The sequence below is a fragment of the Amycolatopsis sp. CA-126428 genome (assembly GCF_002904335.1).
GTDB lineage: Bacteria > Actinomycetota > Actinomycetes > Mycobacteriales > Pseudonocardiaceae > Amycolatopsis.
This window is the reverse complement of the sequence record NZ_PPHF01000137.1, coordinates 17,190-40,417: the sequence shown is the minus strand read 5'-3', so window position 1 is coordinate 40,417 and position 23,228 is coordinate 17,190. Positions and strand designations below refer to the sequence as shown.

Annotated in this window: 18 protein-coding genes and 1 pseudogene; 11 read left to right on the top strand and 8 right to left on the bottom strand. The window is 71.1% G+C overall.

The window, feature by feature from the left end; all coding sequences use genetic code 11:
* Positions 1–405: 405 nt before the first annotated feature.
* The gene (locus tag C2L58_RS34455) at positions 406–1,221 is read right to left on the bottom strand and encodes an IclR family transcriptional regulator (protein ID WP_103341826.1); all 816 of its coding nucleotides are present in this window, start codon (positions 1,219–1,221) and stop codon (positions 406–408) included.
* A gap of 143 nt (positions 1,222–1,364) precedes the next feature.
* Between C2L58_RS34455 and fae the strand changes: the two genes are divergently transcribed.
* From fae to C2L58_RS34425, 6 genes are all read left to right on the top strand, one after another.
* Positions 1,365–1,925 (top strand): formaldehyde-activating enzyme, encoded by a 561-nt coding sequence (gene fae, locus C2L58_RS34450; protein WP_103341825.1) that lies wholly within the window; start codon positions 1,365–1,367, stop codon positions 1,923–1,925.
* Positions 1,922–3,031 (top strand): mandelate racemase/muconate lactonizing enzyme family protein, encoded by a 1,110-nt coding sequence (locus tag C2L58_RS34445; RefSeq protein ID WP_103341824.1) that lies wholly within the window; start codon positions 1,922–1,924, stop codon positions 3,029–3,031. Before fae ends, C2L58_RS34445 begins: the two co-directional genes overlap by 4 nt.
* Before the next feature lie 150 nt (positions 3,032–3,181).
* Positions 3,182–4,510 (top strand): aldehyde dehydrogenase family protein, encoded by a 1,329-nt coding sequence (locus tag C2L58_RS34440; protein ID WP_233226097.1) that lies wholly within the window; start codon positions 3,182–3,184, stop codon positions 4,508–4,510.
* Position 4,511: 1 nt separating this feature from the next.
* Positions 4,512–5,429, top strand: a complete 918-nt coding sequence (locus C2L58_RS34435; protein WP_103341823.1) for an NAD(P)-dependent oxidoreductase — start codon at positions 4,512–4,514, stop codon at positions 5,427–5,429.
* 11 nt (positions 5,430–5,440) lie between these two features.
* The gene (locus C2L58_RS34430; protein ID WP_103341822.1) at positions 5,441–6,577 is read left to right on the top strand and encodes an iron-containing alcohol dehydrogenase family protein; all 1,137 of its coding nucleotides are present in this window, start codon (positions 5,441–5,443) and stop codon (positions 6,575–6,577) included.
* A 67-nt stretch (positions 6,578–6,644) separates the two neighbouring features.
* Positions 6,645–7,199 (top strand): DUF305 domain-containing protein, encoded by a 555-nt coding sequence (locus C2L58_RS34425; RefSeq protein WP_158264211.1) that lies wholly within the window; start codon positions 6,645–6,647, stop codon positions 7,197–7,199.
* A 170-nt stretch (positions 7,200–7,369) separates the two neighbouring features.
* Here C2L58_RS34425 and C2L58_RS34420 read toward each other — a convergent pair whose 3' ends face one another.
* The gene (locus C2L58_RS34420) at positions 7,370–8,212 is read right to left on the bottom strand and encodes a DUF1996 domain-containing protein (RefSeq protein WP_199191597.1); all 843 of its coding nucleotides are present in this window, start codon (positions 8,210–8,212) and stop codon (positions 7,370–7,372) included.
* A gap of 1,048 nt (positions 8,213–9,260) precedes the next feature.
* Between C2L58_RS34420 and C2L58_RS51580 the strand changes: the two genes are divergently transcribed.
* Entirely contained in the window at positions 9,261–9,554 is a 294-nt protein-coding gene (locus C2L58_RS51580; RefSeq protein ID WP_103341818.1) for an SDR family oxidoreductase, read from the top strand.
* A 1,665-nt stretch (positions 9,555–11,219) separates the two neighbouring features.
* Here the strand turns inward: C2L58_RS51580 and C2L58_RS50920 are convergent.
* A pseudogene (locus C2L58_RS50920) lies at positions 11,220–12,815 on the bottom strand (PA14 domain-containing protein); the annotation flags it as partial.
* Between the two features lie 427 nt (positions 12,816–13,242).
* Between C2L58_RS50920 and C2L58_RS34400 the strand changes: the two are divergent.
* Together C2L58_RS34400 and C2L58_RS34395 are read left to right on the top strand one after the other, a co-directional pair.
* Entirely contained in the window at positions 13,243–14,556 is a 1,314-nt protein-coding gene (locus C2L58_RS34400; protein ID WP_233226096.1) for a GH25 family lysozyme, read from the top strand.
* Between the two features lie 24 nt (positions 14,557–14,580).
* Positions 14,581–15,321 (top strand): D-Ala-D-Ala carboxypeptidase family metallohydrolase, encoded by a 741-nt coding sequence (locus C2L58_RS34395; protein ID WP_233226095.1) that lies wholly within the window; start codon positions 14,581–14,583, stop codon positions 15,319–15,321.
* 48 nt (positions 15,322–15,369) lie between these two features.
* Here C2L58_RS34395 and C2L58_RS34390 read toward each other — a convergent pair whose 3' ends face one another.
* The gene (locus tag C2L58_RS34390) at positions 15,370–16,326 is read right to left on the bottom strand and encodes a helix-turn-helix domain-containing protein (RefSeq protein ID WP_103341816.1); all 957 of its coding nucleotides are present in this window, start codon (positions 16,324–16,326) and stop codon (positions 15,370–15,372) included.
* A 272-nt stretch (positions 16,327–16,598) separates the two neighbouring features.
* Positions 16,599–18,569, bottom strand: coding sequence for a BTAD domain-containing putative transcriptional regulator (locus C2L58_RS34385; protein ID WP_103341815.1), 1,971 nt, complete (start codon positions 18,567–18,569; stop codon positions 16,599–16,601).
* Positions 18,570–18,681: 112 nt separating this feature from the next.
* Between C2L58_RS34385 and C2L58_RS34380 the strand changes: the two genes are divergently transcribed.
* Complete coding sequence (locus C2L58_RS34380) at positions 18,682–19,560, top strand: alpha/beta fold hydrolase (RefSeq protein WP_103341814.1); 879 nt, start codon at positions 18,682–18,684, stop codon at positions 19,558–19,560.
* Between the two features lie 75 nt (positions 19,561–19,635).
* On the opposite strand, the gene C2L58_RS34375 is transcribed toward C2L58_RS34380, so the two are convergent.
* Positions 19,636–20,625, bottom strand: a complete 990-nt coding sequence (locus C2L58_RS34375) for an amidohydrolase family protein (protein ID WP_103341813.1) — start codon at positions 20,623–20,625, stop codon at positions 19,636–19,638.
* Between the two features lie 6 nt (positions 20,626–20,631).
* Positions 20,632–21,195 (bottom strand): NADPH-dependent FMN reductase, encoded by a 564-nt coding sequence (locus tag C2L58_RS34370; protein ID WP_103341812.1) that lies wholly within the window; start codon positions 21,193–21,195, stop codon positions 20,632–20,634.
* A gap of 99 nt (positions 21,196–21,294) precedes the next feature.
* Here C2L58_RS34370 and C2L58_RS34365 point away from each other — a divergent pair, with 99 nt between their 5' ends.
* On the top strand, positions 21,295–21,834 hold the full coding sequence (locus C2L58_RS34365) for a MarR family winged helix-turn-helix transcriptional regulator (protein WP_103341811.1): 540 nt from the start codon (positions 21,295–21,297) through the stop codon (positions 21,832–21,834).
* 269 nt (positions 21,835–22,103) lie between these two features.
* Here the strand turns inward: C2L58_RS34365 and C2L58_RS34360 are convergent, their stop codons facing one another.
* Entirely contained in the window at positions 22,104–23,006 is a 903-nt protein-coding gene (locus C2L58_RS34360) for an endo-beta-N-acetylglucosaminidase H (protein WP_103341810.1), read from the bottom strand.
* Positions 23,007–23,228 lie beyond the last annotated feature (222 nt).

Here is a 23,228-nt window from a genome sequence, read left to right as displayed (position 1 = left end):
TCGCGCGCGCTGCCCTGCGGTCCGAAGAAGTTCGTCCACCGAGAGCTGCTCGTCCTTCCGGTGCCCAGGGGGCATCACTACCGAACCTCCAACGTTCGAACAGCCTTTCCGAATGTTTGCCGTCGACCGGTGCGAACAATTCGACCGCAGCACGGACCGCCTTCACCGCGGCGAGCGCGGAGAAGGTGACTTCCTGGGAATTGCTCCGTCTGGGGGAATGGGGCTGACGGGGAATCTTGCGGCTCCCATGATCGCATACTCGCCGCGTCAAGGCAGCGACCGACCTGCCGATCCGTTGCGGTGCGGAATTCGGCTCATTTCACAAGCGGCGATCAGCCTAGCGGGCACTGGGCCAACGAAACGTACTTGTGCCGAACCGCTGAAAACAACGCCACAACGGGCGACTCAGGTGAGCCGGGCCGCGGGCGGTGGCTCCGGGCGGGCTTCCCAGCCGAGGTGCGCGGACACCTTCGCCGCCGCCTCCGCGGTGATCCGGCCCGCGGTGTCGAGGCGGTCGCCGAGCCGTTCGGCGGGAGCGGAGACGTTCACCGCGGCGACGACCCGGCCGCGGAAGTCGCGGATCGGCGCCGAGACCCCGACCAGGCCGGCCTCGAACTCCTCCCGGACACGGGCGTAGCCGTCCCGCCGGGTTTGCTCGATCTTCGCCCACAGCTCGGGCAGTGAGTGCACTTCGGACCGTGGCCGGTCGTCGGCCAAGGCCGGGAAGCGGACGTAGAGCTCGTCGGGGGTGGCGTCGAGCAGCAGGACACGGCCGGCCGACGTGCAGTGGGCCGGCACCCCGCGGCCTTCCCAGCCGTGCACGCGGAAGGAATGCCCGGACACCGACAGCAGCGTCAGGACCTCCTGGTCGCGCAGGACGCAGAGGTGGCTGGTTTCTTCGAGCTCGGCCGACAGCTCGCGCATCACCGGCTCGGCGGCCCGGGCCAGCCGGTCCTCGACCGTCCGGGCGACCAGGGAGAACAGCCGCCAGCCGAGCCGGTAGCCCAGCGTGTCCGGGTCGCGCTCGACGATGCCTTCCTCGGCGAGGGCCTTGAGGGCGCGCGAGACCTGGCTCTTCTCCCGGCCGGTGAGCTGGGCGAGGCGGACGACCCCCAGTTCGCCGGCGCGCTGGGCCTCGGGGGAGGCGAGCGCCTCCAGCAGGTCCAGGTCACGGCGCAGGCCGTGCCCCTGCTGCCGGGCACCGTCGTCCGGGAGTGTCATGTCCCCGAAATTAGCAACCGTCGGCGAGCGCGCGAGTTGGCGTCAGCGCAACCCGCGTTGCAATGTCCGGCCGGACCTTGTCCACGGTTTCCGCGCGCTCCTACCGTCGATCCCGCCGCACCCCCCGTCGACCTGGAGCCCCCATGACTTTCGCGTCCACCGCGCTCATCGGCGAAGCCTTCGTCGGCGAGGGCACCAACGCCGCCCACACGAACATCGTGCTGGGTCGCCGGGGCGGCCCGGTGGAAGCCGCGTGGGCGACCGCGCTGGCCACGCCGAGCGCGGGCCACGTGCCGTTCGTGACCGTGCTGCGCCCGTCCGTGCCGGTGCAGCCGCCGACGCTCTTCGTGCCCAAGGCCGCCGCCGGGACCGATCTGCACCAGCGGGCCACCTGGGGCGCCGCGCAGGCCGGGCTCGCCCGGGGCGTGGCCGACGCCGTCGAGGCCGGGGACCTGCCCGCGGGCGAGGCCGGCGCGTTGCTGATCATCGCCGCGATCTGGGTGAACCCCGACGTGAGCGACCTGGACGAGGCCTTCGCGAACCAGCGTCTGGCGGCCTTCCGGGCGATCCGCGCCGCGGTCCTCGGCACACCGACGATCGACGTCGTGCTCGACGCCGCGCGCACCGGGCCGGCCAACCCGTTCTACGCACCGGACCCGGAGGTCCTGGCCCGCACCGCGCCCGGGCTGGCGGCCATCCGATGAAGATCACCGCCATCGCCCTCGACCGGCTGCGGCTGGAGCTGGACCCGCCGCTCGCCGCGGCCTGGGACCCGGAACCGCGACGGCACTTCGACGCCACGATCGTGCGGGTGCACACCGACGACGGCGTCACCGGCATCGGCTCCGGCGACACCATGGCCGGCTTCGAGGCCGTCGAGCACCTGTTCCTCGGCGAAGACCCACTCGACATCGTGCGGCACGTCAAGGCCATCGAAACCGCCAACTTCCACGGCGGCCGCTACTGGCCCCTCGAGGTCGCGCTCTGGGACATCATCGGCCAGGTCGCCGGCCTGCCGGTGGCGACGCTGTTCGGGAACTCCGCCCGCTCGCTGCCCGCGTACGCCTCTTCGGCCGAGCTGAAGCCGCCGGCCGAACGCGCGGAGACGGCCCTGCGGGCCCGCGAGGCCGGGTTCCGGGCGATGAAGATCCGGATCGACCGGGACCGCGCCGACGAGGGTGTCGCCGCCGTCACCGCTGTCCGCGACGCCCTCGGCCCGGACTTCGGCATCATGGTCGACCTCAACCAGTCCTGGCGGATGGCCGGCGACACCGCACCCGCGTCGGACCTGGTGAAGACCCGCAAGCTGGTGCGCCGGCTGGCCGAACTGGACGTGTTCTGGGTCGAAGAACCCTTGCCGTACAACGACACAGCCGGCTTCAAGGCGCTCCGCGCGGAAAACCCCGGCGTGCGGATCGCGGCGGGGGAGATGCACCATTCGGTGCCGGAGCTGCTGCGCTACCTCGAAGAAGACGTCCTCGACGTCTACCAGATGGACGTCGTGCTGGCGGTCGGCATGCACCGGGCCCGGACGCTGGCCGAGCTCGCCCAGCTCAAGCACCGCGCGTTCACCCCGCACAGCTGGACCAACGGCATCGGCGTGCTGGCCAACCTGCACGTCTCGGCCGGGGTCGGCGGCGGCCCGTTCTTCGAATTCCCCTGGGACCCGCCCCGGTGGACGCCCGAGCGCCGGGACTTCATGCTCACCGAACCCGTGATGATCACCGCGGCCGGCGAACTGGAGGTCCCGCAGCGGCCCGGCCTGGGGATCGAACTCGACGAGAAGGCGGTGCAGCGGTGGCGGATCTGACCCACCAGGACTGGCTCGCGGCGGCGGAGCGGCTGACGCCCGAGACCCGGCCGTTCCTCGGCGGCCGGCACGTCGAGTCCACTTCGGACGAGACGTTCCCGAGCGTTTCCCCCCGGGACGGCCGCGTGCTCGCGCACCTCCCGGCGGGCAGTGCCGAGGACGTCGACCGGGCCGTGCGGGCGGCCCGCGAGTCCTTTCGAGGACGGACGCTGGCGCGACCTGCCGCCCCGGGAGCGCAAGCGGATCCTGCTGCGCTGGGCCGACGCGATCACCGCGCACACCGCGGAGCTGGCCCTGCTCGACACCCTCGAAATGGGCAAGCCGATCAGCGAGTCGCAGCGCGTCGACGTCGCCAAGACCGCCGAGACGATCGCCTGGTACGCCGAGACGATCGACAAGACCTACGACGAAGTCGCGCCGGCACCGGGCGACGCGCTGGCGTGGATCACGCGCGAGCCCCTCGGCGTCGTCGGCGCGGTCGTGCCGTGGAACTACGCCCTGCTCATCGCGTCCTGGAAGCTCGGCCCGGCCCTGGCCACCGGCAACTCGGTCGTGCTCAAGCCCGCCGAGCAGACGTCACTGGCCGCGCTGCTCCTGGCGCGGCTGGCGAGCGAGGCCGGCCTGCCGGACGGCGTGCTCAACGTCGTCCCGGGCCGCGGCGAAGTTGTCGGGCAGGCCCTCGGTCGGCATCCCGGCGTGGACAAGATCGCCTTCACCGGCTCCGCGGAAGTCGCACGGCTGTTCCAGGTCTACGCCGGGGAGTCGAACGGCAAGCAGGTCGCGGTCGAGGCCGGGGGCAAGTCGCCGCAGCTGATCCTGCCGGACGCGGACCTGTCCGCCGCGGCGTCGGCGGTGGCGTGGGGCATCTTCTCCAACGCCGGCCAGACGTGCAACGCCGGCTCTCGGGTGATCGTGCCCGCCGCGCTGAAGGACGACCTGCTCGCCGAGCTCGTGAAGCTCACCGGGGAGACCTTCCGGCCCGGCGACCCGCTCGACCCGGCGACCGTGCTCGGCCCGCTCGTCGACGACGTCCAGCGCGACCGCGTCCTCGGTCACCTGGACGCCGCCCGGGCCGAAGGCGGGAAGATCGTCCTCGGGGGCCGGTGCGAGGGCCTGGCGATGGAACCGACCATCGTGGACGATGTCCGGCCTGGAACGACGATCGAGCGCGAAGAGGTCTTCGGCCCGGTGCTGGCCGTGCTGACCTACGACGGTTCGCCGGCGGAAGGCGTCCGGCTGGCCAACGACACGGACTTCGGCCTGGTCGCGTCGGTCTGGACCGGCGACGTCACGACGGCCCACCGGGTCGCGAAGCGGCTACGCGCCGGCACGGTGTGGATCAACACCTTCGACGCCGGCGATGTGATCACCCCGTTCGGCGGCTTCAAGGCCACGGGGGCCGGCCGCGACAAGTCGTTGCACGCCCTCGACGCCTACACCGCTCTCAAGACCACCTGGCTCAACCTCCCGGAGACCTAGCATGAAGATCGGTTTCATCGGCCTCGGCAACATGGGCCGGCCCATGGCCCGGCACCTGATCCTCGCCGGCCACGACGTCACCGTCCACGACGTCCGCTCCGAGGCGGCGCTCGAACACCTCGAACTGGGCGCCCGCTGGGTGGACAGCCCCGCCACCTGCGCGAACGGCGTCGACGTGCTCATCACGATGCTCCCGGCACCCCACGTCGTCGAGGACGTCCTCCTGTGCGGCGGAGCGGCCGAAGCGCTCTCGCCGGGGGCGCTCTGGATCGACATGTCCACCTCCACGCCCGCGGCGGCGCGGCGCGTCGCCGAAGAGGTCCTCGACGCGCGCGGCGTCCGGCGGCTCGACGCGCCGGTCAGCGGCATGGCCCGCGGAGCCGAGGCCGGCCTGCTGCAGATCTTCGTGGGCGGCGACGCGGGCGACTTCCGCGAAGTGCGGCCGCTGCTGGAAATCCTCGGCGACCCGGAGAAGATCCTGCACGTCGGCGCGGCCGGGCACGGCTACACCGTCAAGCTGATGATCAACCTGCTGTGGTTCTGCCACCTGGTGGCGGCGTCCGAGGTCCTGGCCATGGGCGTCAAGGCGGGCGTCGACCTGGGTGTGCTGCGCTCGGCGCTGCTGGCCGGCCCGGCCGCGTCGCACTTCCTCGAGAACGACGTGCTGTCGGTACTGGCCGACGGCGACTACGACGACTCGTTCGCGATGGTGCTGGCCTGCAAGGACCTCGGCCTGGCCGTCGACCTCGGCCGCGAGGTCGGAGTGCCGGCCGAGCTTTCCGCGCTCGTCGAGCAGATCTTCTGTCGCGCGAAGGCGGCCTACGGCGACCTCGCCGGCGAAATGAGCCCGATCCGCCTGTACGAAACGTGGGCCGGCCAGGACTTCCGGCTGCCGCTGCCCAGCTTCCCGGCCGTCTGAAGGAGACCAGCATGCGCCTGTCCGTCGAGCCGGCCGGCCGCACCGAATACGGCCCCGGCGTCGTCGCCGAGCTGCCCGGTTTCGTCGACAGCCTGGGCCACGGCCGGGTCTTCGTGGTCACCGACCGGGGGTTGCGAGCCACCGGGATCGTCGAGCGTGTCGAGAAGATCCTGGCCGCCGCCGGGATCGAGCACGCCGTGCACGAGGACATCGGCCCGAACCCGTCGACGGCGGAACTCGACCGCGGCGCCGCCGCGCTGCGCGGCTTCGGTGATTCGGTGGTGCTCGCGCTCGGCGGCGGCTCGGCACTGGACGCGGCCAAGGGCATCTCCCTGCTCGCCGGAAACCCGGGCGCCTCGGCCGCGGACGCCGACCGGCTGTGGGATGCCTCCGACGGCCTGCCACTGATCGCCGTCCCGACGACGGCCGGCACCGGTGCGGAAACCAACGGGTTCGGCGTCACCGAGGACGTCTGCGCGCGCCGGAAGGTCTACATCGGACACACCTCGGTCGAGCCGCGGATCGCCGTGCTGGACCCGGAGCTCACCCTCGGGCTGCCCGCCCGGATCACCGCGGCGACCGGCTTGGACGCCCTGGTCCACGGCATCGAGTCCCTGGCATCACGAGGATCCACGCCGTTCTCGGCGGCCTACGCCGCGCAGGCGGTCGGCCTGGTCGGCCGCTGGTTGCCGGTCGCCTACCGCGACGGCGGAGACCTGCAGGCGCGGTCCGAGCTGATGCTCGGCGCGCACCTGGCCGGGCACGCGCTCACGTTGTCCGGCCTCGGCCTGGTCCACGGCATCGGCCACGCGCTGACCGCGCACACGGGCACCCCGCACGGTGTCGCGCTGGCCGCGGTGCTGGAGGAGGTGATGGCGTTCAGCGCACCGGCCGCCGCGGCGGCGTACGAGGCGACGGCTCGCGCGCTGCACGTGACACCGGCAGCGGGCTGGGCCGGCGCGGCGGTTCTCGCGGTCCGGGAGATCTCGGGCGCGATCGGGATCAAGCGCCCGTTGCGCGAACTCGGCGTCACCCGCGAGGACATCCCGGCGATAGCGGCAGCCGCGGTCGCCGACGTCGTCACCAAGAACGCGCCGCGCCTGCCCTCGGAGGCGGAAGTCGCCGAACTGCTGCGTTCGGTGTACTGAGCTCTTTCTGCGGTAAAAGAACGAAGACATGTTGACTCGGCCGGAGGGGATGGCCTGTAATCGACACATGCGCATTTTCCTCGGATTGGGCATCGTGGGCATGGTTTTGGTCGGCGGCTGCGCCACCGGGCTTCACAGCCACTCCGGAAATCCGTCCGCGAATACATCCGCCCCTACTGCGGCGTCGTCGTTCACCGCCACGGACCGCGCTTGGATCGAGATCACCACAGCCATGGACGAGCAGCTTGTTCCGATGCTCGACCTCGTCGACAGTCACACCGGAACCGCAGCCGTCCGCGACCTCGGCGGAAAAGCCGGCGCCTCGACGAAATCGGAGCTGCTGGAGCTGCGGCGGCTGCACGATCAGGCCGGCCTCCCGGCGGAGAACCCCCACAAGGGAATGGAGATGCCCGGAATGGTTTCCCCGAACCAGATCACGCACGCCGGCGCTTTGCGCGAGGCGGACTTCGACGACTACTTCAAAAAGTGCCTGCGCGATCACCTGGACCAACAGGAACGTTTGGCGCTCGGCGAGAAGTCGTCCGGCAAAGAGCCGCAGACCGTGAGCCTGGCTTCGCGAGTCCTGCAAGAACAGGGCCGGCTCTCCGGGCTGGTCGAATAGCGGCCCCGGTGGGGTGTCGGGCGGCCAGCGCCATGATTCCGCAGATGAACTGCGAGGCGCCGGCGTGATTTTTCGGGTGAGATCACGTCGTTTCTCCCTGAATTCCGAGACGAAGGCCGCCGTGCCGGCCGATCGGGGCGACACGGCACGGCGGCCGCTTGCCGTCGCTCTCAGCCGCCGGTGAAGCTCGGCGTGGTCCCGCACTTCGCGTTCTGGTTCAGGCAGGTCTTGACCAGTGCGGCCAGTTTGACGTGGTCCCAGCCGTTCATGAAGTCACCGTGCATCGACGACGCCATTCCCGAGGACAGCGCGAGGCCGTCGCCGCCCAGGATGTCGTAGTTGACCATGTACGAAAGGTTCGGCACCGCGACCGGGTAGTTCCCCTGGCACTTGCCGGCGACCGGGTCGCCCATGTGCGACTTGTGGTCGGGCGAGTCGATGTGCTTGCCGTCCCAGCAATCCTTGAACACGAGCTGGTAGATCAGGTTCCCGCCAGGAGCGCAAACAGGCCAGTTCCCGTCGGCGCTTCGCCCGACCTCGGCGCTGCCCGCGCACCAGAACTGGTTTCCCTGACCCTTCTGGGTGGGTACCTGCAGCTTGGCATCACCCTGCACCATCACCAGTCCCGGCGGGAACGGCCGGACGGCCGACGGGTCGGAGACCCGGGAACCGTAGTAGACGCGCATGCTCTTGAACGGAACGGCCACACCGTTCCTCTGCAGCTGCGGTACCCAGTAAGCGGCGTTGTCACCAGGGGAGTTGCACGTCGTCGACCCGGCGGCCAGCAGCGCTTCCGTTGTCATGAACGCGTCGTTCCTCGGCCCGAAGAACGTGTGCATGTGGGAGGCGCCGGACAGGCGGGGGAAGACGATCGCGTCGTCCTTGGCTTCGTTCGCGATCGTGCAGTCGGTGTGGAACTCGGGGACCCTCGTCGTCCCGGCCGGCACGGGTGGCGGCACGATGCCCTGGTAGTCGGTCAGTTCGCGCTGGTACCGGGCCTGGTCCACGTCCACCCAGCCGGCATCCGCCGCGATGGAGTTGCCCGAAGCGGCTGCCGAGCCCGGTTCGCTGGTTTCGCTCGCGCCGGCTACGAAGGCGGTGCTTCCGGCCAGCGCAAGAGCGAGGGCGGCGGTGAGAACGGCCCGGGTCCGGAGCCGTGACTCTCGAGGCCGGCAACCGGTAGCCCGATTCACCATATTTCGCATAGGAATCTCCTCACTTTGGTGACGAAATTTTGCACAGGCACTGCGGAGATCTGAATTAATGCAATCGCGGAGGCGCGTCACAGTTGCCGAGGGAACGCACGGTCGCGCTGACATCGCTGAGCGACTGAAACGCCTGGACGTCGTTTGATATCGCTCGCGAAAACGGCAGCCTACTGCCGGGGAATGGTGTTACCCCGCGACCGCACCGGAGTTCCGCGGGAATGACTCGATTCCGCGGACACGGGACACCACTCGGCCGGTGCGAACGGCGAATGCGCCCTTCGGGCGCGGTCGGTGGCACTGCGGCGCTGCGGCGCTGTGGCGCGTCGTGGTCGGGAGAACGTCCTTGATCTCATCGAGCCCACCTGGTCGGTCGTGATCCATACGCCGAGGCGAGCGCACGGCTCGCACCGGCATTCGGGTGAGGTGGCGGATTTGCCACTGAAGGTTCGTCACGCCCCGTGAGCGAACCGACGGGCGTGACGTTCGAAGCAGTGGGGCATCCACCAACCCGAGATGCTGGAGTGTTCCAGGTGGCGGCCGCGGAACCGGTTCCATCGAGGCAACTGCCAGTAAACCGCCCGGATCGGGGTGACGTCAAGACGCTCGACGGCAAATATCCCACCAACACGGTCCGTGTTGGCGAGACCTGGCCATACCGGCAGCTCCTGGCGGGTGCCGGAGCCTTGACCGGCGCGCGGCGGTGCGGTCAGAGCCGTCGCGGGGTCCGTCCGGGGAACGGCGTCCCGGTGTGCTCGCCTTCGACCTGAGTGGCGATCCGGCTGCCGATGCCGGACAACTCGGCCACCTGCTCCGGCCGGAGCGCGTCGAACACATACCGCCGGACGGCCGCCACATGGCCGGGTGCGGCCTTCTCGGCCACCGCCATGCCCGCGTCGGTGAGGGTCGCCTCGTCGAACTGGGAGATCGCGGGATTCGCTTGAACGCCATCAGTCCCGGCTACATCCGCGCCAGGCCGGGGCAAGCGGACGCCGAAGCCTTCCAAGCCGCCGGGGCCGCCGGCATCCCGCTGCGCCGCGTCGGACGACCCGAGGAGATCGCCGCGGCCACCCTGTTCCTCGCCTGCGGCGACAGCAGCTACATCACCGGCAGCGAGTGGTTCGTCGACGGCGGCCGCACGCAGGTCTGACCCCCACCGTCCACACCGGACGCCGCCGGTTCCGGCAATGCGAGGGCAATGTCCCCACGGCGGGCGGCGTGGTGACCGGACGGCCGAAAAGCCGGCCGTCCGGTCACCACGTGCTCCTCCCGGGATCAGGAGTGCTGACCCACCTCCGCGTCCGTCAGCGCTTTGCCGGTCACTGCGACGTCGTCGACCGCGCCGCTCCAGAAGTCGACGTTGCGGCCGTCGTACTTGGCCCGTCCGACCGTGAACGCGCCGGTGCTGACGAGGGCCGGCCCGGCCGGGGCCGTCGCCACCTTCACACCGTCCACGTAGAGCCGGATCTCGTTGCCGGCCCGCACGCCCGTGAGCTCGTACCAGCGGCCGAGCTCCGGGACGACCTCGTACCGGGCCCGGTTGCCGCCGGGCGTGCTGAAGGGCAAACGCGCCCTGCCCGTACTGCAGGTAGAAGGGGCTTTCCCGCTCCCGGCCGTCCTGGCTCACCGCGGTCGCGTAGTTGCCGGGCACCTGGTCGAGCCGCACCTTCGCGGACACCGTGTAGCCACCGGTCGTGTCGACGACCGGGCCGTAGGTGTCGGCGGAGCCACCGGTGAACTGCAGCGCGCCGTCCTCGAACGCGGCACCGGACGGGGTGAGCGTCAGCGGGTTGTCGCCGCCGCTGGAGTCCCTCGCGGTCGTTCCCCGGCGCTCGTCGAGGTTCCAGGCGCCCTTGCCCGCGTACGGGTACGGCTTGCCCGCGTCGGCACCGGCCGCGATCACCCGGCGGTTGATCTCGCGGACCGGGCCCGGGTCGACCTTGAGGCGCTTGCGGTCGTACGTCCAGAGCCCGTTCAGCTCGCCTTCCAGGTCGGTGACCTGCGTGTAGACCGACGCCGACAGCTCGGCGCGAGCCTGGCCGAGGTAGAACGTGCGGGTGTTGTCGACGTACTTCGCCGTCAGCGCCGCCTTGTCCGCCACGCCGCTGTAGATCGCGATCGGCGCACCCGGCCACTGGTGACCCGGCGTGCGCAGCGTGAAGCCGCCGTGCTCGCCGTCCATCGCGACGCGCTTGCCGTCGGAGCGGGCCGGGTCGGTGTTGTTGTAGTCGTGGTGGTCGATGACGTCGCCCGCGCCCGAGTCGCCCTTGGAGGCGCAGCAGTTCACCCCGCTGTGGGCGTTGACGATCCGGCTCGGGTCGGTGGCCTTGACCTGGTCGGTGATCCGGCCGGTCGCGGCCTTGTCCCACTCGCCCCAGCCTTCGTTGAACACGATCCAGGCGTAGACGGACGGGAAGTTCTGCAGCTGGTGCATCTCTTCCAGGCCCTGGCTGAGCCACGCCTGCTGCGCCGCGGGGTCGTTGCCGTCCTCGACGGACACGAAGTCCTGCCACACCAGCAATCCGAGCTGGTCCGCGTGGTAGTACCAGCGGGCGGGCTCGACCTTGATGTGCTTGCGGACGGCGTTGAAGCCGAGGTCCTTCTGCGCCTTCAGGTCGAAGACGAGGGCCTCGTCGCTCGGCGCGGTGTTCAGGCCGTCCGGGTAGAAGCCCTGGTCCAGCTGCATCAGCGAAAAGAACGGCTTGCCGTTGAGCGTCAGCTTCGGCGTGCCGCCGACGTTCGTGATGCCGGTGGACCGCATGCCGAAGTAGCTCTTGACCTTGTCGCCGCCCAGCTTGATCTCCAGCTGGTACAGGTACGGGTCGTCCGGCGTCCACAGGTGCGGGTTCGGCACCGCCAGCTTCAGGTTCGCGTTCGCCGGCCCGGTGACCGTGCCGACCGGCCGGCCGCGCGCGTCCTTGGCGACCGCGGTGACGGTGGCGTTGCCCGCGGACTTGACGGTGAGGGCCAGCGAATTGGTGGTGAGGTCGGGCGTCGTCTTGATCTCGTCGATGCCCTGGGCCGCCACCGGCTCCAGCCACACCGTCTGCCAGATGCCCGACGACGGCGTGTAGAAGATGCCACCGGGGTTGGCGGACTGCTTGCCCTTGGGCTGGTACGGCCCGGTCGTGTCGGTGACGGCGACGACGATCTCCTGCTCGTCACCGCGCTTGAGGGCGTCGGTGATGTCGGCGCTGAACGCCGTGTAGCCGCCGGTGTGCTCCGCGACGGGCTTGCCGTTCACCCACACCTTGGCCTGGTAGTCGACCGCGCCGAAGTTGAGCTTGAGGCGCTGCCCGCCGCCGATGTTCCAGTCGCGCGGGACGGTCACCGTGCGGCGGTAGAACATGTGGTCCTCGTGCCGTTCGAGCCCGGAGAGCTGCGACTCGATCGGGTAGGGCACGACCACCTTCTCGGGCAGCCGCTTGCCGAACGTGGGCTGCTGGCCCTCCTTGGCGGCCGAGAACTCCCACGGGCCGTTGAGGTTGACCCACTTGTCGCGCTCGAGCTGCGGCCGCGGGTACTCCGGCAGCGGGTGGCGCGTGTCGGCGTTCTCGCCCCACGGCGTCCGGAGGCGTTCCGTCGAGGCGTTCGCGACGATCCGCCCGGCCTTGCCGATCTTCGTGCCGTTCACCGCGAGCGCGCCCGCGCCGTCGTAGTACAGCGTGACCCGCTGGCCCTTCAGGACCTTTTCGGCCAGCTGGATCGTGGCCCGGGTGCGGGTCGCCGTGATGGACGAGACCGGCATCGGCGTCGCGTCGACCTCGATGCGCAGGTGGTCTTTCAGGTCGTTCGTCCCCGAGACCCGGCCGTCGAAGTCGGCCGTGAGCGTGCGGCCGTCCCGGGAGATGTCCGCCGTGCGCGGCACGACCTGGTAGCCGGCCGGCGGCGTGAACGCCGAGAGCGGCACGATCTGCTTCGCGATGGCCGCGCTCGACCAGCGCAGGAACATGTTGGCGCCGCCGGTGTCCTGGAACATCTCCAGCTTGAAGCCGTACTGCTTGCCGGCGGTCAGCGTGACCGGCGCGCTGGTCTGCTCCTTGTCCCAGTCGCCGACCCAGTGGTCGATCACCGGCGTGCCGTCGATGAAGAGCCGGAACCCGTTGTCACCGATGGCGTAGAAGGTGTAGTCGCCGGTCTGCGGCACGGCGAGCTGCCCGGTCCACCGGGCGGTCGTGTTCTCGGTGCGCCCGGCGACCAGGCCGAAGACCGAGGTCAGGTCGGGGTGGTCGACCTCTCCGTCGAGCGCGGTGCCGGCCAGGTTCGCGAAGTCGTGCGCGCCCGGCGCCGACGGGGTGAAGTACTCGGCCTGCAGGCCGTGCACCGGCTCGGCGGCACCGGCGGGTGGCGTTCCCGACGCCACGCCCAGCCCCACGAGCAGGGCGAGGAAGGCGGAAGCGGCTCTTCTCATCGGCGGGACCCTTCATTTTTACAACGTTGTAAAACGTGCTGGGGCGATCCAATCAGACAAGTCGGACCGTCATCTACCGCCGAATGTCGGTATCTCGGCGACCGACTGCCGAATCACGCTGCCGCCGGTGGTCCGGGGCTTGGGCCGGCGTTCGTGGGCGAGCAAGGAGGCGGGGTCCTCGCCTCGCGGTCCGAGGTGGAGCGCGCAGGCGGCGCGGGCCGCCGGTCAACTCCATGCGCGCCGCGGATTTCGATGATCCGGCGGCACCGTCCGGCGCCCCGATCGAGCGTGGCCGGCCGGCTCAGCGTCCCCGCCGTGTCCCAGGCGGGTGGCGTTCCCGCTGGTCCGGCGGGGTGGGACCGTCCCGGCGTCCCGGGTCGGCCGCCGGAGGGGGATCGGCGGGCCGGCCGCTGCCAGCCTTCTCGCCATGCAAAGACTCGCTCTGGCCGTCGCGGTGCTGCTGGTGTTCCCCGCCGCAGCCGCGGTTGCGGCCGAACCCGTTGCGGTGTGCGGGCACACCAGTACCCAGCCCACCCTGAAACAAGGAGCGACCGGCGCCGCGGTCGCCGAGGCGCAGTGCGAACTGAACCTGGCGACCAAGGCGAGCCGGTACACGCCCGTCGGCGCGGACGGCACCTTCGGCCCGGCGACCGACGCCCGGGTCCGCGTGTTCCAGAAGTGCGCCGCCCTGAGCGTGGACGGCCAGATCGGGCCGAACACCTGGGCCGCCCTCAACTCCTGGTCCGCGCGGCCGCGCAAGTGCGCCACCCAGGGCACCGCCGACGCCGCGCAGAGCGTCGTGTGCGGCCTTTCCACCGCCCGCCCGACCTTGCAGAGCGGCTCCAGCGGCACGGACGTCAAGGAACTCCAGTGCCGGCTGAACCTCGCCATGGAGCCGGGGCACTACCCGCCGCTGACGATCGACGGCCAGTTCGGAGACGGCACCCGCACCCGCGTGATCCAGTTCCAGCACTGCGTCAACGCCAGTGCCGACGGCGTCGCCGGGCCCACCACCTGGGCGAAGGTCACCGACTGGTCCAGCCGCAACACCTACTGCACGCCGCCGAAGCCCGCCGGGCACCCGATCGACGGCGTCGACACGGCGAAGTACCAGCACCCCGGGGGCGCGCCGATCGACTGGAGCGCGGTGAAGGCGTCCGGCGTCGAATTCGCGACCGTCAAAGCGACGCGCGGCCTGAACGTCACCGACGACTACCTGGCCACCGACCTGCCCGCCGCGCGCAACGCCGGCCTGGCCGTGGGGCCGTACCACTTCTACACGGGCACCGCGGCCGGCACCGGCGGCGCGCAGGCCGACCGGTTCGTCGCCGCCGTGAAGGCCACCGGGTACACCGGCAAGCGCGCCGGTGACCTGCCGCCCGTGTTCGACCTGGAGTGGAAGGACGACGGCTCCGGCGGCTGCCCGCCGTACGTCACCGTCGCCGACGCCAAGGCGTGGCTGGACAAGGTCCAGGCGGCGTTCGGCCGGACCCCGATCATCTACACCCAGAAGTCGTTCCTGGACGCGTGCCTGGGCGGCACCACGGCCCTTTCGGCCTACCCGATGCAGCTCGCGGACTACCGGCAGTCCGTCACGCAGCCGGCGCTGCCCGCCGGCTCGAAGACCTGGCTGATGTGGCAGTACACCGACGCGGCCATCCCCGCCGGCATCCCCGCGCCGGCCACCGGCGACGTCTTCAACGGCACCCAGGCCGACCTCGACCAGCTCGCCAACCGCTGAAATCCCCGCTAGGAAAGGACGAGAATGAGTCTCCCCATGAGCCGCCGCTCGGTACTCCGCGGCGCGGTCGTGCTCGGCGCGGCCGCCGCGGTGAGTCCGCTGCTGCTGACCGGCACCGCCCAGGCCTACCCGTGGTCCCGCACGCTGAAGGAGGGCAGCACGGGCGCCGACGTCACCGAGCTCCAGATCCGGGTCGCCGGCTGGGCGGCCGACCACGCCGCCCAGAGCCGCGTCTCGATCGACGGCGAGTTCGGCCCCGGCACCGCGGCGGCGGTCCGCAGGTTCCAGGCGGCCTACGGCCTCGGCGCCGACGCCCAGGTCGGCCCGGGCACCCAGGCCGCGCTCAACGCGCTGGAGCAGAGCGACGGGTCCACCGTCCACTTCAACTTCAGCGAGTTCACCGACCGCGACAGCGGCACCTTCAACGGCGGCAAGGTCAGCGCGGCCACCGCCAAGGAGAACGCCCGGCGCTGCATGTACAAGCTGGAGGCGCTGCGCAAGAAGCTCGGGAACAAGCCGATCACGGTGAACTCCGGGTTCCGCAGCATCGCGCACAACGCGGAGATCGGCGGCGCGAGCGACAGCATGCACCTGTACGGCACCGCCGCCGACCTGAACGTGCCGGGCGTGGCCAACAAGACCGTCTACCAGAAGGCCGAGACGTGCGGGTTCTCCGGACTGGAGACCTACAACACCGACCACCAGCACGTGGACAGCCGGGCCGACCTCGGCCGGTCGTGGTGGTGGGAGAACGGCACGGTCTGAGGCGGCCGGGGCGCCGGGGAACCTGGGGATTCCCGGCGCCCGGCCGGCTCAGTGCGGCAGCGGGCTCGTCAGCGCCGCCGAGCAGGCCGGCCAGTCGTGGAAGTCGTGGCGCACGCTCCACAGGCGGTGCGCCGCATCGATGTTCCAGACGGGGTCGAACGCCTGCCGCGGCGTGCCGCCCAGCTCCAGCAGCCGGGCGTCGGAGATCTGGAAGACGCCCCAGTTGCGGCTGCCGTTCGTGTTCGGCAGCACCCAGAGCGGATCGAGGAACGAGGCGCAGCGCGCGATCGCGACCGCGGTGTCCGGCGCTTCGGTGAACACGGCCCGGACCCGCTGCTCCACCATGGCCGCCGGCCAGGTCGCCATGCTGGCCCGGCGGTCGTACAGCGCGGTCTTGGTGGCCTCGTCGACCACACCGCGGGCGGGCAGGCCGGCCAGCACCTGGAACGCGGTGACCCGGCGCAGCGTCTCCGGCCCGAACGAGCCGTCGACCGAAAGCCGCCCGTGGGCCGCGACCAGCAGGTTCTGCACCTCGGTGACGCACTCGTCGTGCTGCCCCATGCTGACCGGCGGCCGGCACCCCGGGGAGAACAGCATCCGGTCGGCGTACCGGCCGGTCGCCGGTGCGGACGCGTCGGCGGTGAGCCAGACCAAACCGGCCGCCAGCAGCACCACGACCGCGATGGCCGTCGCGGCGTAGGCGCGCCGACGGCGTGGCGGCGCGGCGTCCTCACCGGTCCCGGTCTGCTCCGCTTCGTCGACGCGGCCGGCGTCGGCCAGGGCCCACAGCTGGTGCAGTTCCCGCAGCTCCGCCGGGGAGGCGCCACAGACCTTGCCGAACGAGTGGACGACGCGGTAGTCGGCGGGGACGCTCTTGCCGGAGCAGTACCGGTGCAGGCTGGAGCCACTGGCCCCGGCCTGCTTGCCGAGCCGTTCATAGCCTTGCCCGCTGCGGTCTTTCAGCATGCGCAGGTAGGCGGCGAACTTGTCCGTGTGCAGTGTCACTGTGACTCGAACACCTCGCTCGGGCAGCGGATGACGGACGGAAGTTAACACCGTCCCGCCGGACTCCGGGCAGAAACTGACGGATTACGCCACCCGGGGGAAAGCACCGCCCGGCCCGGCTCGCCACCACGGTGCCGACCCTTGAGCGTCGCCGCGGCACGGCGCAGCAAATCTCGTAAGTCGGCGTGCCTTCCCGTTCGCGCCGGCGCACCTACTCGAGCGTCGCGTCGGGGTCACCGCCCCGCGTGCGAGCTGCTGCTGCTGCGAGGCGTTCACCGCGGGCGACCGCGTTCCGCGGAAGCGTCCCTCCGAGCGACCTGGCCGGCGAGTGTCTCCGCGTTCGCCAGGTACCGCGCCACCGGGCCCAGGGTCAGCAGTCCGCTGGCGCCGCCGGCGTCTTCCGCGTGCGCGGCGTGCAGGGCGGCCGCCGCCCTAGCGGCGGCTTCGCGTTCGCCGAGGCGAACCGCGGTGTGGGCGGTCAGGCACCACATCGCCTCCTGCAGGTGGTCGGGCGGCGGCTCCGGCGCCGCCGCCAGTGCGGTGCGGGCGTCCTCGTCACGGCCTTGGGCGAGCAGCACGTGGGGACGTGCCCAGGGCAGGTACGGCCCCCAGTCCAGGTGCCGGTCGGTGGGGGCGGGACGGTCGTGCAGCAGGCGCAAACCCAGCAGGGCGAGCGGGAACAGGCCGCGGTGCAGCCCGGGCATTCCGGCGGACCGGAGGGCCTCCTCGGCGGCGCGGTACTGCGCCGCGGCCGTGGCGGGGGCCGGTCCGCCGGGCTCGGTGCTGCGGGTGGCCGTGACGCGGGCTCGGAACCAGGCGGTGAGGACGCCGACGAGCGGCGCCTCGGTGGTGGCGGCGAGCTGTTCGGCCGCCGTCGCGTGGGCGGCCGCGGTGTCCAGGTCGCCGAGCGCCGAGGCGGATTGCAGGCGGGCGAGCCGGCCGAGGACCGCGAAGTTCGGCAGGCCGTGCCGGGTCGCCAGGTCGAGGATCTCGGTGCCGATCCCGTCGCGCGTGGCCGCGAGGCCGGGGCGGGTGAAGGACTGCAGGAACACGCCGTTGAGCGCGAACGCCAGCAGTGCGGGATCGCCCAGCTCCCGGGCCAGCGCTTCGGCTTGGTGGGCGGCCTGCCGGGCGCGGCTGAGCTCGGCCGCGGCCAGGTCGGCGGTGCGGCTTTCGACGGCGATGGTGGCCAGGAGCCGCGCCCGGAGCTCGGCGGGCTCGTCCGGGCCGAGCCGGGTGAGCGTGCGTTCGGCGGCGGTGACGACCGCCCGGGACTGCTCGGGGTCGTCGGCGCGGCTCCAGATGGCGGGCACGTCGTAGGCGCCGATGATCCGGGCGGTCAGGCGAAGGTCGCCGGTGCGTTCGGCGGCGTGGATCGCGGCGAGTCGGTCGCGCCGGGAGTGGATCAGCGCGTCGCCGCCGGCCAGCGCGAGGGTGCGGGCGAGGTCCACGGTGGTGCGTGGGCCGAGCCGGACACCGGAGCCGGTCCACGCGTTCGGCGAGCCGTGAGCGGGCCCGGCCAGGATGTCGGTCTCCAGCCGTTGCAGGTCGTGGCCGGGATCGAGGCCGAGCTGGTCGACGAGCATCGAGCGGGCGCGGCGGAGGGCCGCCAACGCGTCGGCCTGGCGGCCCGCCTGGTGCAAGGCGCGGGCCAGCAGTCCCCAGGCCGGCTCGCGCCACGGGTGTTCGGTGACGTGCGCGCCGAGTTCGGCGACGAGGTCGGCGCCTTCCCCGGTGTCGAGGAGGATGCGGGCGCGCAGCTCCAGCGCCGCCAGCCGGAGTTCCTCCAGCCGGGTCCGTTCGCGGTGTGCCCACGGCGAATCCGGCACGTCGGCGTAGGCGGGGCCGCGCCAGGCCGCGAGCGCCGCACTGAGTTCGGTCACCGCGCCGGGGGAGTGGCGGGTGCGGGCGAGCGCGTCCTCGAACCGGTGGACGTCGACGTCTTCGCGGGGCAGCCGCAGGGCGTATCCGGGGCCTTCGGTGACGATCACCCGCGGTGGGGTGCGGGGCGATCGGCCGGGTTCCAGGGCGCGGCGCAGCGCGGCGACGAACGTCCGCAGCGCGCCGACCGCGCGGGCCGGTGGCTCGGCCCAGAGGTCGCCGACGAGGGTGTCGGTGGTGACCAGCCGCCCTTCGGCGGCGACGAGGCGGGCCAGCACCTCGCGGTGGCGGGGACCGCCGAGGCCGACCGGGCTGCCGTCGTCGCGCAGCGCCCGCACGGCACCGAGCACGTCGATTCGCATGCCCCCATCATCGGTGCCGGAGGCCGGGTGCGCCCGGGCGCACTGATCCGTTGCTGATCGCCGTCACGCAGGCTCGGACAGGTCAAGTTCCCGACCTGGAAGACGGCCTTCGATGACACTCTCGATTCCCGGTTTCGACCACGTCCGCCTGCCCGGTGCCGGCGGTGTCGGGCTGGCTGCCGCCGTCGGCGGCAGCGGCAGCCCGGTGGTCCTGCTGCACGGGTTCCCCCAGACGCACCTGATGTGGCGGCACGTCGCCGAGCGGCTCGCCGGCGAGCACACGGTGATCTGCCCCGACCTGCGCGGCTACGGCGCCAGCGACAAGCCGGCGGCCACCGGCGAGGACGTCTACGCCAAGCGCACGATGGCCGCCGACGTGGTGGCTCTGACGGCCGCGCTCGGCCACGAGCGCTTCGCCCTCGTCGGGCACGACCGGGGTGCCCTGGTCGCGTTCCGGGCGGGCTTGGACCACCCGGAGACCGTCTCGCACCTGGGCATCCTCGACGTCGTCCCGACACTGGACATGTGGAACGTCCTGCACGGCGTCCCGGCGGCGGTCGGCTACCACCTGTTCCTCATGGCGCAGCCGCCGGGTTTGCCCGAGACGATGATCGCGGCCAGCGCGGACGCGTTCTTCGGTTCGTTCCTCGACGCCTGGGCCAACGATCCGGCCGCGATCCCGGCGGAGGTCCGCGCGGAGTACCTGCGGGCGAGCGCGGCGGCGGTGCCGTCGATCGTCGCGGACTACCGCGCCTCGGCGGGGATCGACGTCACGCACGATCAGGCCGATCTGGACGCCGGGTCGCAGCTGGCCATGCCGGTGACGGTCGTCCAGCAGGACTGGGGCGCACAGCTGGGCTACGACGCCGCCGGGGTGTGGAAGGCGTGGGCGCCGGACCTGGACCACCGGCTGACCCGGGCGGGGCACTTCATGGCCGAGGAGGCGCCGGACGAGATCGCGGGGGCGATCCGGGACCTGCTGGTCCGCTGATCACGCCCTGATCATCCGGGTCGCCGCCGCCACGGCGTCGTGGTGCGCGGCGATCGATATCCCTCCCCATCGTGATCAGCGCCGGATACCGGCGACGAGCTCTTCCCAGTTCCGGTAGGCGATCCGCTCGCGGCCGGCCTCGTCGACCGGTGCGGTGTCCAGGAAACGCCGTGCGGATCCGGCGCGCTCGGTGTTGAACGGGTAGTCGGAGGCGTACATGATCCGCTCGGCCCCCACCGTCTCCAGGCTCCACCGCAAATACTTGTGGCTGGAGATGCCGCCGGGGGTGATGAAGATGTTCGAGCGGAAGTACTCGGCGATCGGGCGCCGCAGGGTGACGAGCTTGTCCATGGCCGAGACGCGGTCGAGGTAGAACAGCACGACCTCGCCCCAGTGCCCCAGGATGACCTGGAGGCCGGGGAACCGGTCGAACACGCCGGCGACGATCATCCGGAGGATGGTCAGGCCGGCGTCGTAGTGCCAGCCGAACGCACCGGTGGCCAGCATGCTGTTCACCGGCTCGCCGAAGCCCCGGTAGTAGGCTTCCGTGACGGCCGGGACCGGAACGCCGGGGTGCAGGTAGACGGGTGCGCGCAGGTCCTCGGCGGCCTCGTAGACGTCCCAGAATTCGGGCGCGTCCAAAGCGCGGCCCCCCGAGTTGGCGTTGACCAGCGTGCCGTTGAGCCCGAGTTCGGTGACGGCCCGCCGCAGTTCGTCGGCCGCGGCGGCCGGCGCGGAGGTGGCGAGCGCCGCGAATCCCTGGAAACGCCCGGGGTGCCGGCGCGCGGCGGCGGCGATCAGGTCGTTCGTGGGCGCCTGCAGGGCGATCGCCTCCGCCGCGTCGAGGTTCTGCAGACCCGGCGTCGTGAGGGACAGCACCGCCGTGTCGATCCCGGCGTCGTCCATGGCCGCGATGCGTCCGCCGTCGACGTCCAGCAGTGCCGGAGTGAGGTCACTGGCGACAGCCCACTTCATCATCGGCTCGGCGAGATCGGGGTCGTGCCGCCGCCACGCCTCGATCACGTCCGCGGTGACGAAGTGTTCCTCGAGCCCGTACAGCTTCATCGAGACTCAGCTCCGGACGGTCTTGAGCGCGCCGGCCCACGACTCGAGCTGGTCGAACAGGACGGAAGCAGCGCCGTCGTGCAGCGCGGAGGGCTCGAAGGCCGAGAAGTTCTCGAAGTCGGTGAACAACGAGAACGACAGCTGCTGGCGCACGTGGGCCAGTTGCAGTTCGCTCGAGATCGCCCGCAGGTGCTCGATCGCTCGCGTTCCGCCGAGCGCGCCGTACGACACGAAGGCGGCGGCCTTGTTGTTCCACTCGGTGTACAGGTAGTCGATGGCGTTCTTCAGCACTCCGGAGGTGGAGTGGTTGTACTCCGGGGTGACGAAGATGTACCCGTCGAACTCGCCGATCTTGGCGGACCAGGCCTTCGTGTGCTCGCCCGCGTACACGCCCCGGCTCGCCGGCACGGCCTCGTCCAGGTGCGGCAGCGGGTAGTCGACCAGATCGATCAGCTCGTAGTCGGCGTTCGGCCGCTCCTTCGCCTTGCCCAGCACCCAGTTCGCCACCGCTTCGCCCTTGCGGCCGGGACGGGTGCTGCCGAGGACGATGGCCAGCTTCAGGTCGTTCATGGAGGTTCCTCACCGTCTTCTCACTTGAATGTTCAAGTGTCACGCTAGCCCTCTTGACATGAATGTTCAAGTCAAGGTCGGAGTCAGTACACTGCGCGCATGGCTGCCTCACGGGACCCCGGGGCGTCCGGGCCGCGCTGGCTCGGCGACGACCAGCTGGCGGCGTGGCGCGGGTTCATGAAGCTCGCCCAGAGGCTGCCCGCCGCTCTGGAGGCACAGCTCCAGCGGGACTCGAAGCTCAGCTTCATCGAGTACTACGTGCTGGCCCACCTGTCCGATCAGCCCGGGCGCCGGATGCGGATGAGCGAGCTCGCGGTCCTGGCCAACACGGAGCTGTCACGGCTGTCACACCTGGTCGGCCGGCTCGAGAAGCGCGGATTCGTGTGCCGCGAGCCCGACCCGCACAACGGCAGGTACACGCAGGCGATCCTGACCGACGCCGGCCACGCCTACCTGGCGGACGCGGCACCCGGGCACGTCGGCCAAGTGCTGGACCTGTTCGCCGACGCCCTGACCCCGGCCGAACTGCGGACGCTGCAACGGATCTCCGGCAAGGTGCTCGCCCGCGTCGAGCGCGCACAAGGGGAAACGACGCGCGGCCACGGGGGAAGTCGTTCCGCGAAGGACGTGCGTGACTGAATCGCGCGGTGCAACAGCGGCAGGTGCGGACTGCCGACCCCGGCCAATGCCCATCGGCCGGTAGTCGCGCTGATCCCTGCTCTCAATCCTCATATCGATCCACCTCACGCGGCCGTCGCCGGCGACGGTGTGGGTCTCATCGTCTCGCCGGATCCACCGGCCCACGCTCTGCGCCGGCGGCAACAGGAAGGCGCGGTCCGATCCGTCCGAAGTGGCCGGATGGGTGGCCCGACCACGATGGCGGTCAGCGGCCTCGGCAGCTGAAGTGGCTAGTTCGTGTGCACGGCGTCCTTGCCGTACAAGGGTTTGGTGAAGCTGGAGAGGTAGGTGTGCACGTCGGCGGCGCCGAGGTTGTAGGTCAGGTACACGCCGTAGCCTTCGTTCACGGTCCGCTGGGCGAGGCTGGCGGCGGTGCTGGTGGACGTCGCCGCGATCTGGACGGCCGCGGGGGAGAGGCCGGATTTGGGGAGGGCGATGTTCGGTACGCCCCAGGTGCCGTAGTAGGGGTTCCAGGCGTAGTTGAACTTCGAGGTGATGTCGGTGCCGCCGTAGGACAACCGTGACGCCGATGGGCCGATGTTGTAGAGCGAGATCAGCTTGGTGGGCATGGCGGCGCGCAGGGCGGTGACGAGGTAGACGAAGGAGCCGGCGTTGGGCTGGCCGGTACCGTTGTTGCCGTACTCGGCGTATTCGTCGTCGAAGTCGATGCCGTCGAGCCCGTACTTGGTCACGGTGTCGGACAGCTGTTTGGCGAAGGCGGCGGCCGCCTGCTGGGACGGGAAGTTGGCGAACCCGGCGCCCTGGTGGTTGCCGAGGATCGACAACATGACCTTGATGCCTTTGGCCTGCAGCGGGCGGACCTGGGTGCTCACGTTGCTGAGGACGTTCTGCACGTTGGGGTTGAAGGACAGGTACGCCGACTTCGTCGCGGTGTCGTAGTTGATGTTGGCGGCGAAGATGACGCCGATGTCGAACACGTTGCCGCCGCCTTGGGCGAGCGCGTACTTGCCGACGTTCAGCATGCTGTTGTTGTTCACCTCGACGTAGGCCACGCTGATCGGCCCGGCCTTGCGCGGCGCGGCGGACGTACTCGCCGCACTCGTGCCCGTCATCATGCCCGCCACGAGGGCGGCGCCTGCCAGCAACGCGGTGATCCGACCAAGCTTGCCCACGGTAGCTCAACTCCTGCCGAGTGGTTTGAACCATTGTCCAGGTAGGTAGTTTTCCGCTCGCTTGTCAAGAGTGGTGATCGACTGACGGGCCCGGTACCTCGATCGGCCTACGCGGTTCGTCGCCCTCGGCGCCTCGACGTCCGGGACCACCTGTCTTGTCGGCGTGTCACGAGAGGGCTTCCGCCGCGGCGCTGCGAACGGCCCGGAACAGCTCCTCGGGCG

Coding starts and splice junctions, on each gene's coding strand:
- C2L58_RS34400 (WP_233226096.1), top strand. CDS start 13,243: ATGCAAAGACTCGCTCTGGCCGTCGCGGTGCTGCTGGTGTTCCCCGCC.
- C2L58_RS34425 (WP_158264211.1), top strand. CDS start 6,645: ATGCGCATTTTCCTCGGATTGGGCATCGTGGGCATGGTTTTGGTCGGC.
- C2L58_RS34380 (WP_103341814.1), top strand. CDS start 18,682: ATGACACTCTCGATTCCCGGTTTCGACCACGTCCGCCTGCCCGGTGCC.
- C2L58_RS34435 (WP_103341823.1), top strand. CDS start 4,512: ATGAAGATCGGTTTCATCGGCCTCGGCAACATGGGCCGGCCCATGGCC.
- C2L58_RS34385 (WP_103341815.1), bottom strand. CDS start 18,569: ATGCGAATCGACGTGCTCGGTGCCGTGCGGGCGCTGCGCGACGACGGC.
- C2L58_RS34430 (WP_103341822.1), top strand. CDS start 5,441: ATGCGCCTGTCCGTCGAGCCGGCCGGCCGCACCGAATACGGCCCCGGC.
- fae (WP_103341825.1), top strand. CDS start 1,365: ATGACTTTCGCGTCCACCGCGCTCATCGGCGAAGCCTTCGTCGGCGAG.
- C2L58_RS34370 (WP_103341812.1), bottom strand. CDS start 21,195: ATGAACGACCTGAAGCTGGCCATCGTCCTCGGCAGCACCCGTCCCGGC.
- C2L58_RS34445 (WP_103341824.1), top strand. CDS start 1,922: ATGAAGATCACCGCCATCGCCCTCGACCGGCTGCGGCTGGAGCTGGAC.
- C2L58_RS34455 (WP_103341826.1), bottom strand. CDS start 1,221: ATGACACTCCCGGACGACGGTGCCCGGCAGCAGGGGCACGGCCTGCGC.
- C2L58_RS34395 (WP_233226095.1), top strand. CDS start 14,581: ATGAGTCTCCCCATGAGCCGCCGCTCGGTACTCCGCGGCGCGGTCGTG.
- C2L58_RS34375 (WP_103341813.1), bottom strand. CDS start 20,625: ATGAAGCTGTACGGGCTCGAGGAACACTTCGTCACCGCGGACGTGATC.
- C2L58_RS51580 (WP_103341818.1), top strand. CDS start 9,261: ATGGCCGGGTGCGGCCTTCTCGGCCACCGCCATGCCCGCGTCGGTGAG.
- C2L58_RS34365 (WP_103341811.1), top strand. CDS start 21,295: ATGGCTGCCTCACGGGACCCCGGGGCGTCCGGGCCGCGCTGGCTCGGC.